This window comes from Candidatus Thiothrix putei (assembly GCA_029972225.1).
GTDB lineage: Bacteria > Pseudomonadota > Gammaproteobacteria > Thiotrichales > Thiotrichaceae > Thiothrix > Thiothrix putei.
This window is the reverse complement of the sequence record CP124756.1, coordinates 2,439,757-2,454,400: the sequence shown is the minus strand read 5'-3', so window position 1 is coordinate 2,454,400 and position 14,644 is coordinate 2,439,757. Positions and strand designations below refer to the sequence as shown.

The window sequence follows — 14,644 nt, the reverse complement described above, 5'->3', positions numbered from 1 at the left end:
AAGACTGACTGAAAAACAGGAGCAGTCGCATCGGTATGGGTGAAATTTAGCAAAAGTTACGGTAAAACTGAAAAAGCTCAGGTTTCGTTGGTCAAATTGAGTAAAAAATCGGCTGAATATGCGGCGTTCGGTCAATGCTGAAAATTGAGCAACTCAGTTTGTCGGATTTTGCAAGTCGCTCCATATTTGTTTGGGATTTTATTTTTATCAACTTCATTACTTGCTTTGTTATGTGTCTCTGTGAAACGCCCACTCTCTGCAAAAGCAATAACTGGAAATGATAAAACAATTAAAGATAATACAATGTATTTGTAAGTCATCAATTTATCAATCTCTTGATGTTTTGAAAATCATTCTGGATATTCGTATTGATTATTATAGTAATCGCTGTAAGTAAATCTGAATCTTATCTTGTTTTTTAACCCTGGGTTTTCTTGTGGTTTGTATTCCAATATGGGGATGTTTTCATCTTTTGCTATAGGTTCTTTAGTCCCTAGAAAAGTTGTAGTATATTCTCCCGATATGTCTAATGAATTTGTGATGTATTTGAATTCATTATTATTATTAATCTTTGTTTCTTTGTTATTTACTATAACATACAAATCACCGAATTTTGCTGACCCGAACCCTTTATTGATAATTCCAAATTTTCCATTTTTATCATCATAATCAATTGATAGATCAGGGGCTATTGATGTTTCGTTATGTGTTTTTGTTATATTTGTTTGCCATATTGATATGCTGGCTTGCCAAACTGAAATAAGAATTGCAAGTATGGAAAGCACCAAAGAAATATTTTCTTTTGAGAATAATGCCATTGGAATGAAGCCTCATTTGTAAAACTAACGTCATGTGTGACGGGCGCGGCGGGGAGTAGAATGGGCGATAGACGCGGGCTGTCACCGCGTCCGTCGTCGATGTACTCGTTAGATGATTTTAATTAATCTTATTAGCTCTTAATTGCATTGCCTTTTTGCTAATGCTCTCGATACTCTCATCATCGTCTATGTTTTGTCGCCATTTAGTGTAATCAAAAGGCTCTCTTTGAATAAGGGCTATAAATCTCTCCATCTCAATATCACCTAAATATTGAGCAAGAACTTGAACCCCTTTTACTCTTATCTCTGTATCAGTAATCATGCCAGCACCTCCCTGATAAAATCAATTGGGTCTTTTATCTTAATGGCTTGAACAAGATTGGCTTTTTTAATTATGCCAATATCTGTGGTTAAAAAGTAATTTGCATTTGCTTTGATAGCGCAAGCTATATGTAAAGAATCAAACTTTTTTAAGCCAAGCTGATTTATTGATTGTGCAAGGTTAATTACAGTTTCATCTTCTTCTATATCAGCTTGAGCATATAGTCTCCATTTGCCAATTTGTTCTTTTCTTTCTTTAAATGGATTCTTATTGTTTTCGTAATCCAAGATATAAGACCAAATAAGATCGTATATGCCTGAGCGAATATCTTCTTGTATTTTTAATTTTGCTTCAGATTCTAATAATACTTTGAGATTTGATTGATCATCAAATGGTCGATTAAACATGCAATTATCAAGATATAGCTTCATTTTTAAGCTGTTCTCTATTAAAAAAATTAGCCTCTGAGTATATCACATCACTCAAATTGTTGTTATTTTTGAATAATCCTTCTATGCTGTTGAAAACGTATAGGTTTTTTTGGTTTTGGTGATCTAACGTCTCGTGTGACGGGCGCGGCGGGGAGTCGAATGACCGGAGTCGCGGGCTGTCACCGCGTCCGTCGTCGACACACTCGTTAGCCAATCAATTGAAATTATTAAAATTATCTTCTCTTTGTATACGTTTGGTTAGCACGGCATATCGTCAAAACCCTGAAAAATTGGGTTGACATCAATTATACAAATTTTTTGTCTGATACTAGTGGCTTGCTAGCTTTCTTTTGCGATGTCAATTAATAGCATTTTTCAGAAAACTAGAGCATTTGTTATTACTCCCAACATCAAAAACCACGAGATTCTCTGAGGAGCGCGTTATCGAAGTATATACGATTTCTGGATCATCATCCTCGCTCATCACGTAAAAAACAGTTTTTGACTCAAGCCCTTTATAACTATGAATAGTAGAAAGCTTTATTAAACCGCTATTTGCATAAAAATGGTTCTTTTTTGCCCGTCTAACCCTTTCGACATCTTCTTTGTTTTGATTTACAAGTGTGTTTATTTCTTTTTCATTTAACTTATTTATTTCATCTACACTTTTATTTGTGCACGCAGCTAACTCTTCATACGTTTCGAACATGCAGTGCGTTTTCTCACCTTTTATCCATAACTCGTTTAACTGCCTAACCAGCGAAATTTTTGAAGATAAAATAACCATATCATTTGGGTGTAAATCGTAACCTCTGATATAGCTATTTATTGATTCAAACACTAATTCTTTCCATCCATCCACTGTAGTCTCCTCATATTTTAGTAAACTAAATCCGATGCTCATTTGAGTGGGTCTTACATCAGTTAATTCTATGTCTGAATGCTTTTCGACAAGGAATTTTAGTTGAAAATCTTTAAATAGCTGATTTAGAGGAGAATCCAAGTTCGTTCTATAAGATCGAGTAAGCTTAGTCCACCGCCCAAAACCTTGGGCTATCACGGGAGACCTAGCAAAGTCCGTTTGGTAAATATTCTGAGCCTCGTCTCCGAATAGAATCATCTCACCATCTTCTTGAAGGAAATTATCTCGAATGATCTTGACCCATTCGGATTGATAATCTTGTATCTCATCAATAAGAATTGTTTGATACTTCGCCACATCAATGCCTTGAAAGACATCGACAAGATAGAGTTTTTCTATTCCATACTTTTCAATTAACTCACCGAAATCTTGCCCCGTATTATTGACTTGAGAGTTGAAAAATTGATGATAATTGGATATTTCAAAAGATGAAAAATCTCTATTTCCCTGAATATCGCTAATTTTGTCTCTGATGTAGTTTTTTAGTGTAATATTGAATGTCAATATAAGAACAGTTGAATTATGCCTTTGAAAGGCATTTATAGCACGCTGAGATAAAATAGATGTTTTTCCACAGCCAGCGACACCTTTTATTTTTCCTTTTTTCTTTTCACTATTCGTTAAAGATAACTGCTTATTGTCAAATTTGATTGGTATTCCTTGATTTAGAGTATGTTCAGGTGGGTTAAATCTTCGCTTGAAATCCCGATAAACATTATCGTCAAATAGCACATGTTTAGAATTTTGATTGATCTTTTTCACCAGGTGAGCTAGTCGATCATGACCAAAAGACATATTTTTATCTCTTTGCAGATTGCGCTTCTTTCGAGCTAGGAACTCACTTGCCTTCTCGTAAGAATCAAAAGCTATTTTCTTTTCCTGTACAGCCTGATTTAGTCTCGACTGCTCCTCTTTCTGCCTTTCTTCTGCTGGAGAGTAAAGTGAATCAATCTCACGTTTATCTGCACTGTGAAAATATACAAAGCAGTGAACCAGATTATAAAAGTTTGGGTTTGTGAGTCTTGATAAGCCAACTACTGGCAAATGCAAGTCGTAAAGGTTCTTTTTATATCGAAAAGCTTGAGATTGCGGCGATGCTTTGTTTGATGATTTATAACCATCAAAAACTTTCCACTTGTTATTTTCTGTAATTTCATAATTTTTTAAATCCCAGTCTTTGACTTCAATTATGAACGCGGAGCAATGCTGCTTCAAGATAATAAAATCAGGTCTATCGCCATCTAGGTAGGGATTAAAAAACACCTCATAGGTGTCATCAAGGTTATCTTTGAGAAAACTTAGCAAATGCAATTCCCCGTGGGTTGGTGGAACCTTAAGGCGCTGAATATTTTCTAGGTCGGGGCAAATAATAGCCATTTTCCAATCACTTCAAATTTTTTCGTCGATTTATGTATAGAACCGTGAGCCTACCAAAAGCTAACGCCTCGGTTGACGGGCGCGGCGGGGAGTAATCAAAACGGAGTCACGGGCTATCACCGCGTCCGTCGTCGATGTGCTCGTTATACTTTTTTATGTTTTTAGTAGTAGTTGTTTCTTATAAACTTAAGCTGTTTAATATCATAATTTGATTTACTCTTTTGATTCTGGAGTTACTATTTCTTTTCCTAAAATTTCATGCAGGGAGTAATATGTGTATTTGGCATTATTTCTTTCCGGGCGAGGCAAGTGTTTTAATTTTATATTTTTATTTTCTGAAAGAATATATAGTTTTTTCTCAACATCTGAACTATGTTGATAGTTTGTGTCAGCTATATAATTCTTTAATCGTTCGATTGTTCGCTTATTTAAGTCTAAATCATATAATCTATCAGTGCTATCTTCATCTGCTCTATCGAATATTACTATTTCATCAAGTTTATATAACATATCCATTTGTCCACCGCCAGACTCTCGGAAACATATAAAAATAGACTTCTTATAATTATATGGTGTAGTGTTTGGACACTCATATATTAAATGCTTTTTTACAAAGTCGATACTTTTTCCGGCAGGGATTGAAAGAACTTCTTTTTCATAGTAATTCATCTCTTTTGATACTCCGATTAGAAAACTATAGTAATCCATCATAATTTTATTATTGTTTATATCTTTTGTCAGAAATATTGAGATAAGAGATGTTATTTCTGTCCAAGTAACTGATGTAGTATCTTTGCTTATATGTTTATACTTTGTAATAATTATGGGTTTTAACTCATAGCTCTTGTTTAGTTTTAGCTCTTCGTGGTTGTTATAAAAGTTAATTTGTTTGCTTATTTTGTTTAAAGAAGTAGAAATATTTACTTCTTTTGCCTCAATGACAAAAGCTATGTTTAATTTCGGTTTTTTAATAAGAATTAAAATATCAATTCTTTTGCCTGATGAAGTAAAAGCCTCTGCAATTATTTTAATTGATAAAATATCTTTTTCATTAAGATATGAACTTCTTGTTTGACAAAATTTATTTAAAAAAGCCAGACAAAACCTGTGATTTTGTGAAAAAAGATATGCTAATCCTTTAGTCTGTTTTGTTTCGCCGTCTCCCGAAATTAAATCAAAAATAGATGATTCTATTTTGGTTTTTGTATTTTTATATACTTGAAATGATAGCTTCATTTTAGTGGGTATAACGTCCAGCATGACGGGCGCGGCGGGGAGTAAGTCGTTAAAAATCGCGGGCTGTCACCGCGTCCGTCGTCGAGAATCTTGTTAGATTGCTATCTTCCAAAGGTCGATGCATTCTTTTGCTAAGTCTTGATTAATATTTTCGTTATTTGCCATTAATTCATAATCATAAACTTGTTCTCGAATTTGTGCTCTGTTTTTACTTGTAATGAATATTGACTTATTAATGGCTTCAATGCATTTTTCTTTTTTATTAAGAATAAGATATGCTGTTGCTATATTGTAGTATGACCATACTAAAGTAGTCCCCCTTTCTATCTCTTCTTTTGTTAGGACAACGCCTTCATGACAATATTCACAGGCTTTTTCGTAGTTGTCTTGCATTAATAGAGATTTGGCTACACCTATTACGGCAGTAGGATTTCGAGATATTTCAAGTGATTTTCTAAATTCAGCTTCAGCAGTTATAAAGTTCTTCTTTTTATAATAGCAGTAAGCCAAACTATTTTGGGTAGGTGCTCTCTTTGCTAATTCTAATGATTTTTTGTGTTGTTCGATAGCATTGTCATATTTTTCCATTCTGCGATAACTTTCAGCCATAATATAAAATGCTCTGTAGGGGGTGGCCGAAAGACTTACAGCAAGTTGAGCTATATCAATAGCTTTTTCATGTTTTTCTTGTCCGCTGTAAGTACTTAGGCATAAGTTACTCGGAACTTTGCAATCGTAACCGATTGATTTGTAAGGGGTGGTTTTTCCGAAAAACTTTTGCATAAGTACTTAACAGCGTGCAAGTAAGCAGGTGGCTTCATAGTCGTTTGGATTGATAGTTAATATATCGGTAAGCATATTAATTGCATGTTGCAAACTGCCAGTATTAAAACTTGATATTGCCTCATTTAATAGATAGATTGTTTTAAATATATCGCCACTTTCTTTTCTCAATTTGTTTTTTAATAAGGAAAGTTCATCTTGAACCTCTTGTCTTGTACTTTGTATCTGTATTATCTCACTTCTAATTTTTGATATTTCCTCACTCATTGCTTCTTTGATATTTTTGAAATTTGAGAATTCTCTTAGCCCTACAGCTCCAGCTATAATAAACAAGACTGCTAGTGCTGAAAAAATCATTGCAGACCAGTCAATAATCTTTGATGCTAATTCGATATTTGTCTTAGATTCTTCTAGAAGTTTTGTATTTGTATCTTGAAGTTCTTTATACTTTTGCTGGTTAATTTCATTAGCACTGCTAGTATTTATTTCTTCCTTGATGAGATCTTCTGCAATAGCTATGTTTAAAATCATTGGAAAAATAAAGACAAGCAATATCTTGGAGAAATGCTTGATTAATTTCATTATTAATTTTTCCTTTTTCAGTCTTTTGAGGATGCTTTGGTCGGGTTTTGCAATCTAACGTCTCGTGTGACGGGCGCGGCGGGGAGGAGGGTGGTTGGAGTCGCGGCCTGTCACCGCGTCCGTCGTCGACACACTCGTTAGACTCTTTAATGCTTAATCAATTTTGGTTGCTGTTCAATTAGTTGTTTGTCATCAAGTGATAGCTCAGCCACATGAAAATGCGCCAAGTGATTTTCTATGAATAGTTGTCCTTTCTCTGCTAGTTGACTTATGCTCTGATTTAAAAGTTTAATATCATTATTTAACTCAATTAAGAAACTTTGTGCTGTATCAATAATATTAGATAGTTTTTTATCCACTGCATTAATTAAAATTTTCTTTGCAATTTCATTTCCTTCAAAACTACTTTCAATTCTAGCTAAGTCTTTCATGGCTTCTTCTAATGCTAAATCTTGAAGTTCTTTATATTTCAAGGTTTTATCGTAACTACTCAGTCTATCCAAAAACCGCTCTGAGAGACTCAAACGGATTTCGCCCCTGAAGCTTGTCGGTTTCCCACACGGAACGGATAACACAAAAAGCCTCCGCACCGCCCATTGCGCGGAATCCACCCGCCACCTTGAGTTTAACTTTGACGGGTCGAACGGCTCGTTCAGCCAGATTGTTGTCAAACGGTACATCAAACCGCTGAATGAACTGCAACACCGAATCCTTGAAGTCACGTAGACGGCATAACAAGTTTCTGGCGGGGTCTTGTTTGGCTTTGCCTTGTTTAGGGTTGATTTTAGGTTGTTCAGGGAAAATCAACAGTCCGTGATTCACCCATTGGTCATAACGTTGCTTGAGTTCAGTCATTTGCTCCAGTGACAATGCCGTTTGTTGCGCGTCTTTTGCTTGAGCTACTGCGGTCTTAGCATCAATCAACACCTGTTTGAGTTGTGCAGGCCATTGATGTTTGAGGGTTTCATCAAAGTAGTTCAACTCCCGCAGCAGATGCGCCCCACAAAGGCTGTGTACCACCTGATCAAAGCGGAAATACGGTTTCCAATGGTCATGAACCGCAACGCCTTGGAATACCGGCAGGATTCCCGCCGCTGTCATGGCCTCGTATCCGCGCCGTGCATGGGCAGTGTAGTAAACGGCTTCGGGTGTTGCGGCTACATGCAACCATTGGGTTTTGCCTTGCGCCCGCATTCCGCTTTCATCAAAGTGAGCCACGTCACTGCTACTAATGGTGTTCTGAATAGCTGTATAAGTGGCCGTCAGGTTTTCACTCGCCTGACCGATCCAGTGCTGCACACTGCCATCGGAAGGCTTAACACCGTATTGGTCGAATACAATCTCGCTTGCCCGTGACAGCGAAATGAAATGACCTTGTACCAAACCCACCGTATAGGCCTTTAAACGTGCGCCGTAACTGATGTAAGGGGCGAGTGTTGCCGGGTACTCGCCTTTATGAACCTTGCCACAACCACACGTGCAAATCAGTTGGCGGTGTTCCGTGACCACGATTTGGGGTTCGGGAATGTCCCACTGTTGCCGACATTCACCTGTCTCAATCAGGGCTTCGGTTAGCGGCAAACCACAGTCGCAATGCCCGGCAACACCGTAATATTCCACGTGATCGGGTGATGGGTGCATCACGAGGCTATGCCCTTTATGACCTGGCTGACCACCTTTTGGGCGTTGTCCAAGCTGACGCGGCTGTGCGGGTTGGCGTTTCAGTCCATCCGATGACGGGGGCTTGTGTGAATTTTTACTGTTTTTGTTGAGCTGTGCTTCCAGCTCATTCACGCGGGCGGTCAACTGATCAATGCGGTCAAACAGCGTCAACACTAACTCCACCAATTCGGCGTGGCTTAACTGCTGGAGACTTTCTCGTGTTGGGCGGGGTAGCTGGTTCATATCGATAGTGTAGCTGATTTTTTAGGAGACTGAGTAGTTACGTTTTATCATATACTAATTCTTGCGCACGCTCTCTCAGTTCTAATTGCATATGACCAATAGCATTAGTTGCATTAACATTTAGTTTTGTTAATTGCTCTTGATAGCGCATTATTGCTTCTGAAACTCTTTCCATTCTTTGAATTTCTTGATCTTTTTTCCACTCATCAAGCTCTATAAGGATTTTTTTAATTCCAGTTTCTTTTTTTATCGTTAAATTTGCTTCTACTTCGGTTTCTCTTATTCTAAGCTCTGAATCTAACTCTTTTTCTTTGATTCTAATTTCTGAGTCAGTTTTTATTTTTAATGTTTCGAGTTCAACATTTCTTTCATGTTCTGAATTTCTTGCTTGTTCTTCACGGTCATGTTGCCTTTGTCTAGTTGTCTCATGTCTTTCGTGTTCTCGTTTCTTTAGTGGTTCTCTTGTCCAATCGGTTAATACTTCAATAGGCTTTAAAATAATATCACCAAGTTTTGCTAATTTATCTAAAATACTCATCTTTTTTCTCTTTCCAATCTTAAAAGCTCGCGGTTAAATAGAGCATTGTCTTTTTGATGTATATATATTAACTTTTTGTAGTTTGCATCTGCTTTATTAGCCACTGATAGCAGCGCACCTAGCATCTCCTTTTTTTCTTTTAATAATTCAATAAAAATTACATCATTGTTTTTAATAGATGTTTCATTCTTACTAATCAAAGCAAGCATTTGCCCCATGAATTTTTTTATAAAATCATCCGAAACAATTGTATCGGGTAATTTATCAAATATGTTAAAATGAGAGTCTAGCCAAGACATAAAGTACTTATCTATAGAAATTTGCATTAACTTTTTGTTTTCTTCATAACGAAACATTGCGTCATATATTTCTATATTTTCACTTTTAAAATCATCGACAAGACTCTCTCTTGCTTTTTTAAAAATTGCTAGTAATATTTTTAACTCATCACGACTCATCTTGTTGGAGAGTTTCCAGTGTTATCAATACTGACTTGTTTTGCTTCAGATTTTGCTTCTCTTCTGATTTTCCCTATCATATCAAGAGTATTCTCTTCAATTAAACCACTACTTAAGTCTAAACTTTTAGTATAGCTATCGACTAACTCTTTTAGCCAAATAGATGCTACATTAGTGTCAACTTGAGATGACTCTAATGCACTTGAAACCTCTTTTAATGTTTCAGAAAAGAATTTGGCTCTTTCTTTTCTCAAGTCTTCTTGTAAAGAGCCTGCAAACTTAATTTCTTCTTTATATGTTTTTATTAGTTCAAGATAGTTTTTCTCATATTCATATAATACCGCCAGCTTGGCTTTTAAATTGGTAAGGTCAGTATACTGACCAACTCGTAAGGTTATAGTTTTTATAAGTGCGGCTTTTGCATTAGAGTCTATCTCTGAAGTGCTGAAAACGTCGTCAAGAATTTTTTGAAGATCGGACTGATTCACTAAATTATCCTTTATGTTTTGTTGATGAAAATTATGGTTTTTGGGAGTCGTTTTTGGGTAAAAATCTTCATTTTCACGTCCCCAATTATCTAAGAAAGCTTTTTTTAAGTCCATGAGATATTAAGTCTAACGTGCAGCTTGAGCCGACGCCGGAGCGCGCAGCGCGGAGGGAACCCAAAAGCGTAGCTTTTGGGCGGTCGGCTCGAAGCGTTTGTTAGCCATTAGAGCCACTCTCAAACTCTGCTTTGAGAGCTAAGTAGTCTTGGTAACGCATCTGCCGCATTTCGTCCTCAGTAAAAGGACTTTCCTGAACCTTAGAGTCTGAGCGGTAACGCTTTTTGGGTGGCGTTGGGGTTATTGTTTCGACAACCTCGATGGTGACGACGCTGCCAACTTTGAGATCGAGTTTTGGCCACCGAAAGTGGTGACGAATATCTTCCTCATTAGGAAGCGTCAGGCCACCAGAAGACAACTCTATATATCCGTCTCGAACCTTCGAGTCTGGTTCGTTACGCATTGCCAGGACCTCAGCCCTGACTAACGACCAGTCTTCCACTCCGGCGGTAATTAGTGCTTTTCCATCAAGCGATAGTTTGAGAGCAATCATTTTGAATGTGGCTAACGTCAACATGACGGGCGCGGCGGGGAGTAGAATGGGCGATAGACGCGGGCTGTCACCGCGTCCGTCGTCGATGTTCTCGTTAGATGATTTTAATTACTGATGTTACGCAGCCCTAAGCACCTGTAGCTCATCAAAAGCGACCCGAATTGCCTTCGCGTAGAGCTTTGAACGCAAGGCAAAGTGGTTAAAATGCTTGCTGATGGTCAAACACTCCATTTTGAATACGGCGACGATGGAAGCGAATAGGTGATTCGCTTGTGTTCTAGCGGTGTGTGCAGGGGATTTGGCAAACGCCGCATTGGATTTGAGCGATTTATGGAAGACCTCGACTTTCCACCGTTTTTGGTAGGTTGTCGTGATTTCGTCCCACTCTGCCGCCAATTTGCTACAAACCAGATACAAAATGCCGCTACTGCCGTCTTTGTTCGTAAAGATTTGCCGGGCGAGTTTGACGGGGAATGTTAGTCCCTTCAAGTAGCCCGTGATGGCTTTTTGTTCTGTCCATGCCAATTGGTCGAGCCGTGTGTAACGGTTTTCCTTCCGATCTTTTTCGCTTAATGCGACTAATCGGTTACTTTTCAATGCCATAATGAAGTCCTTTTGCCGTTTCTCCTTGATGTGTTCCATGTTTTCGGCGGAGGCGAACCAAATGTCGCTCAACACCCATGAAAATTTCAGTTGGTTTTGAATGCAGGTGTCAATCATGGGTAAACGGTCATTCTAGCCCGTCGTTGATATCCGCAAACAAATCCGAGCGCAATGGCTTATCCGCAAACCGTTGTTTCCAACATCTTGGCGTAAGGTCTTGCACCTGAGAAGCGGGATGCTCACTAACGCGCAACAGAACATCCATCAGATAGACATACGGGTTAATGTCATGCAGGCGGCAGGTGGTGATCAGGCTTTGGATGATGCCCACGTGTTCCGCGCCGAGTTCTGTCCAGCAGAACAACCAGTTTTTCCTGCCCATGGGGATGGGCCGCAGGGCGCGTTCGATGTGGTTGGTATCCATTGGCACGTCGGGATCTTCCAGAAACACGCGCAGTTCGTGTTCGCGGCGGATGACATAACCAAGGGCTTTGGTCAGCGGGTTGGAGGGGACTAAATCGGTACGTTGTAATTGGGTTTGGCACCATTCAAAGAACTGGTCGACCAACGGCTTGCTGTGGGTGAGGCGGTAGGTACGTTTGGCTTCCCCGTCGAGTTTTTTCTCGTTAATCTGGGCTTCGTGCTGATAGAGTGCCGCGATAGTGTCAAGGGCTTGGCGTACTGCTTGTGGTTCAGTAGTTTCGGCGGCAATGAAGGTGCGACGGCTGTGTACCCAGCATTGGGCATGGGTAATCTTGTCATTGGCGTTGACGTAACTGGCATAAGCACGGTAACCGTCGCTGAGCAGTGTGCCGCTGAACTGTTGGCGAAGGGTCTTTTCAATGTGTTGCCGCCCACGGCTGGCGGAGAAGGTGAAGACGATTTCGTCCTGATCCCCGTACAGCGGCCAGAAGTAGCCTTGCTTCATCTTGCCGTTGCCTGCGGGGCTGGCTTTGATGGGGGTTTCGTCCATCGCCAGCAGCTTGCTTTGCAGTACACTGGCGAGTTGCGCTTCGGCAATGGGTTTGAGCAGGTCGATGGCACGTTTCACCGCATTGGTCAGCGTCGTGCGGCTGAGGGTGATCCCCGCTTGGGTCAGGCGTTGGTGCTGGCGGTACAACGGCAGGTGGTACTGGAACTTGTCCACCAACATCCCCACCAAAAAGCTGACATCGGTGACACTACGTTCCAGCACGTTGGCGGGTGCAGGGCTGGGAAGCGGTGGGTTGCTGAGCGAAGCCGAAGCACTGCCCTTGCGTTTGATGACGGGGCGCTCGTATTGCAGGATCAGGTAGCTGGCAGGGCGTTGCGCCACCCGATGAGTCACCTGGGTGCCGATCACCTCATACTGGTCAGCCTCTTCCCCCTGAAGTTCCGGCGGGGTGAGGTGAATCACCTTGACCGGGACATCGGCGGTAAAGCGTAACCCGCTGTCATTCACGCAGTCATCGGGGCGCAGCTTGGGGGCTTTGCCGCGTTGGTAGGTGACGGTAATGCTTTCACCCTCGGGTGCGGCAACTGGGGCGACTGCGGGGGCAAACAACGGCAACTGCGCCACCGGTATCTCAACCGGACGCTTTTCCGATTTGCTGCCAAAGACATGTTGCCTGAACCACGCCAATTGGCGTTTCAATTCAGCTATACTTTGCCCGTGAATAGCTGTTGAATAATGAGAAGCCCTCAAGCAAAGTACGGCTGTTATTGGCAACCGGTCGTCCTTTCCATGATCCAGATAGACTTCAGCGAATCCGATCAAACCGCCTTGAATGAGGGGCGTTACCGCCATGCCCACCCTCGCGTCCGCCAACGGATGGAAGTGTTGTGGCTAAAAAGCCAGGGAATGGCGCATGGGGACATTGAACGGCTGGCACAGGTGAGTTCAACGACGGTCACCCGTTATTTGAAACGTTACCAACAAGGTGGGATCGCTGCCTTGGAACAACTGGATTTCCGTCGCCCAACCCGCCGGTTGGAACCTTTCCGTGAGCCCCTGAAGAAACATTTTGAGAAGCATCCACCGACCCGGATCAGTCAGGCGATCGCTGATATACAGCGCTTAACCGGCCTTGAACTCAAGCGGGAAGCCGTGCGGCTATTCCTGCATGACTTGGGTTTGTCCGTCAGGAAGGTGGGGATGATACCGGCGAAAGCCGACCCTGCTGCCCAGGAGACTTTTAAAAAAAGAGCTGGAGCCGCGTCTTGAGGAGGCCAAGGCCGGAAAACGCGCCGTTTTCTTTGTCGACGCCGCCCATTTTGTCCTGGCCCCGTTTCTGGGGTTCCTGTGGTGTTTCACCCGGCTGTTCATCCGCGCCCCTGCCGGACGCCAGCGCTACAATGTCCTCGGTGCGTTGAATGCAGTCACCCATGAACTGGTCACCGTGACCAATGACAGTTACATCAACTCCCAAAGTGTTTGTCAGTTGCTTCGGCAAATCAAGGCATTGGCCCTGGATGTCCCGGTGACCTTGGTGATGGACAATGCCCGTTACCAGCGCTGTAGCCTGGTACAAACATTCGCCCAAACACTCGGGATCGAACTGTTGTTCCTACCCGCTTATTCCCCCAACCTGAACCTGATTGAGCGCCTCTGGAAGTTTGTGAAGAAGGAATGCCTGTATTCACGTTACCATGAAAACTTTACCGCGTTTGCGCAGGCCATTGATGCCTGTTTGGCACAAACCCACACTACGCATAAAAAAGCCTTGGACTCCTTGCTGACTCTCAACTTTCAGACCTTTGAGGAATCTGCAATTATGGGCGGTTGAAGTATATATCCTGTTTCAGGGCAGCATTTTCCTCACGCAACGCCAGCATTTCCGCCACAATCGGCGGCATGGGAACGCTGGTGTCAGACGGGGTGGATAGCTTTAAAATCATGGGCTTATTGTACCAGAATGTGGCTGCACAGGATACTGATAACGCTTGAATTGTCTGGATTTTTGCACCTCAATGCCCGCCAAAATCAACTGCAAATCCGTCCGGGTCAGTTCGCGCTGCCCGCTGGTTGTCGGCTGCACCCGGTATTGCCCCTGCTCCAGGCGTTGGCTCCATAAGCAATAGCCGCTGGGTTCAAAATAGAGGATCTTCATCTGGGTTTTACGCAGGTTCACAAACACGAAATAATGCCCACTCAGGGGATTTTGCCCTAACTGGTTTTTCACCAAAGCGGTCAGCCCCGTAAAGCTTTTGCGCATGTCGGTGGCTTGGGTGCATAGCCAGATGCGGGCGGTGGCTGCGGGGGCAAACATCAGCGTTGGCTCAGGCGTAGTTCAACACCATTCCCCAAACTCAGCACAATGTGCCAGCCTTGCCCCAGCGCGGCATGACCCGCCGATAATGCTCCCAAGTCGATGAAGGTATTGGCGGGAACGGCTGGTTCCTCCACGCCATCTGCGGAGCGTAGACGCTGCCGCCATTGGCAAAAACTGGCGTAACCGATACTGTGCTGTTCACAAAATGCCGGGGCGGATAAGCCGCTGGCTTGCCATTGGCTGATGAGGGTTTGCCATTCGCTGGCACGGCGGTGAGGGCGTTTCATTGAGGTTTCCTTCGGTTGTTCAGGTTGGAAACCAGT

Annotated in this window: 17 protein-coding genes and 3 pseudogenes; 1 reads left to right on the top strand and 19 read right to left on the bottom strand. The window is 41.8% G+C overall.

The features are described 5' to 3' along the window. Positions 1-131: 131 nt before the first annotated feature. The 16 genes and pseudogenes from QJT81_12605 to QJT81_12530 form a co-directional block, all read right to left on the bottom strand. The gene (locus tag QJT81_12605) at positions 132-320 is read right to left on the bottom strand and encodes a hypothetical protein (protein ID WGZ92701.1); all 189 of its coding nucleotides are present in this window, start codon (positions 318-320) and stop codon (positions 132-134) included. 30 nt (positions 321-350) lie between these two features. After that, positions 351-818 carry a hypothetical protein gene (locus tag QJT81_12600; GenBank protein WGZ92700.1) on the bottom strand — a complete coding sequence of 156 codons (468 nt, stop codon included), beginning with the start codon at positions 816-818 and terminating at the stop codon, positions 351-353. Positions 819-936: 118 nt separating this feature from the next. After that, positions 937-1,140 (bottom strand): hypothetical protein, encoded by a 204-nt coding sequence (locus tag QJT81_12595; GenBank protein WGZ92699.1) that lies wholly within the window; start codon positions 1,138-1,140, stop codon positions 937-939. Beyond that, positions 1,137-1,547 (bottom strand): PIN domain protein, encoded by a 411-nt coding sequence (locus tag QJT81_12590; GenBank protein ID WGZ92698.1) that lies wholly within the window; start codon positions 1,545-1,547, stop codon positions 1,137-1,139. Before QJT81_12590 ends, QJT81_12595 begins: the two co-directional genes overlap by 4 nt. Before the next feature lie 382 nt (positions 1,548-1,929). Next, a complete protein-coding gene (locus QJT81_12585) occupies positions 1,930-3,870 on the bottom strand; it encodes an NERD domain-containing protein (protein ID WGZ92697.1) in 1,941 nt (646 codons plus the stop codon). A gap of 213 nt (positions 3,871-4,083) precedes the next feature. After that, positions 4,084-5,106: a hypothetical protein gene (locus tag QJT81_12580; GenBank protein ID WGZ92696.1), complete on the bottom strand. Its 1,023-nt coding sequence runs from the start codon at positions 5,104-5,106 to the stop codon at positions 4,084-4,086. A gap of 93 nt (positions 5,107-5,199) precedes the next feature. Next, the gene (locus tag QJT81_12575) at positions 5,200-5,889 is read right to left on the bottom strand and encodes a tetratricopeptide repeat protein (protein WGZ92695.1); all 690 of its coding nucleotides are present in this window, start codon (positions 5,887-5,889) and stop codon (positions 5,200-5,202) included. 6 nt (positions 5,890-5,895) lie between these two features. Continuing rightward, positions 5,896-6,471, bottom strand: a complete 576-nt coding sequence (locus QJT81_12570) for a hypothetical protein (protein ID WGZ92694.1) — start codon at positions 6,469-6,471, stop codon at positions 5,896-5,898. Positions 6,472-6,617: 146 nt separating this feature from the next. Next, the gene (locus QJT81_12565; protein ID WGZ92693.1) at positions 6,618-6,944 is read right to left on the bottom strand and encodes a hypothetical protein; all 327 of its coding nucleotides are present in this window, start codon (positions 6,942-6,944) and stop codon (positions 6,618-6,620) included. A gap of 22 nt (positions 6,945-6,966) precedes the next feature. Further along, entirely contained in the window at positions 6,967-8,376 is a 1,410-nt protein-coding gene (locus QJT81_12560; GenBank protein WGZ92692.1) for an IS66 family transposase, read from the bottom strand. A 37-nt stretch (positions 8,377-8,413) separates the two neighbouring features. Then, on the bottom strand, positions 8,414-8,914 hold the full coding sequence (locus tag QJT81_12555; protein ID WGZ92691.1) for a hypothetical protein: 501 nt from the start codon (positions 8,912-8,914) through the stop codon (positions 8,414-8,416). Beyond that, positions 8,911-9,372 (bottom strand): hypothetical protein, encoded by a 462-nt coding sequence (locus tag QJT81_12550; GenBank protein WGZ92690.1) that lies wholly within the window; start codon positions 9,370-9,372, stop codon positions 8,911-8,913. The genes QJT81_12555 and QJT81_12550 overlap by 4 nt, the downstream gene beginning before the upstream one ends. Further along, positions 9,369-9,974, bottom strand: a complete 606-nt coding sequence (locus tag QJT81_12545) for a hypothetical protein (protein WGZ92689.1) — start codon at positions 9,972-9,974, stop codon at positions 9,369-9,371. The genes QJT81_12550 and QJT81_12545 overlap by 4 nt, the downstream gene beginning before the upstream one ends. 100 nt (positions 9,975-10,074) lie before the next feature. Beyond that, the gene (locus tag QJT81_12540) at positions 10,075-10,491 is read right to left on the bottom strand and encodes a hypothetical protein (protein ID WGZ92688.1); all 417 of its coding nucleotides are present in this window, start codon (positions 10,489-10,491) and stop codon (positions 10,075-10,077) included. A gap of 93 nt (positions 10,492-10,584) precedes the next feature. Then, a pseudogene (locus QJT81_12535) lies at positions 10,585-11,313 on the bottom strand (transposase). Further along, positions 11,222-12,718: pseudogene (locus tag QJT81_12530) on the bottom strand (IS66 family transposase). Before QJT81_12530 ends, QJT81_12535 begins: the two co-directional pseudogenes overlap by 92 nt. Positions 12,719-12,793: 75 nt before the next feature. Between QJT81_12530 and QJT81_12525 the strand changes: the two are divergent. Further along, a pseudogene (locus QJT81_12525) lies at positions 12,794-13,835 on the top strand (IS630 family transposase). Here the strand turns inward: QJT81_12525 and QJT81_12520 are convergent. From QJT81_12520 to QJT81_12510, 3 genes are read right to left on the bottom strand one after another with little or no spacing between them, the layout of a single operon-like run. Then, positions 13,822-13,947 (bottom strand): hypothetical protein, encoded by a 126-nt coding sequence (locus tag QJT81_12520; protein ID WGZ92687.1) that lies wholly within the window; start codon positions 13,945-13,947, stop codon positions 13,822-13,824. The pseudogene QJT81_12525 and the gene QJT81_12520 sit on opposite strands and share 14 nt — an antisense overlap. After that, complete coding sequence (gene tnpB / locus QJT81_12515) at positions 13,944-14,318, bottom strand: IS66 family insertion sequence element accessory protein TnpB (GenBank protein ID WGZ92686.1); 375 nt, start codon at positions 14,316-14,318, stop codon at positions 13,944-13,946. The genes QJT81_12520 and tnpB overlap by 4 nt, the downstream gene beginning before the upstream one ends. Next, positions 14,318-14,608, bottom strand: coding sequence for an IS66 family insertion sequence element accessory protein TnpB (locus tag QJT81_12510; GenBank protein ID WGZ92685.1), 291 nt, complete (start codon positions 14,606-14,608; stop codon positions 14,318-14,320). The genes tnpB and QJT81_12510 overlap by 1 nt, the downstream gene beginning before the upstream one ends. Between the last annotated feature and the right edge of the window lie 36 nt (positions 14,609-14,644).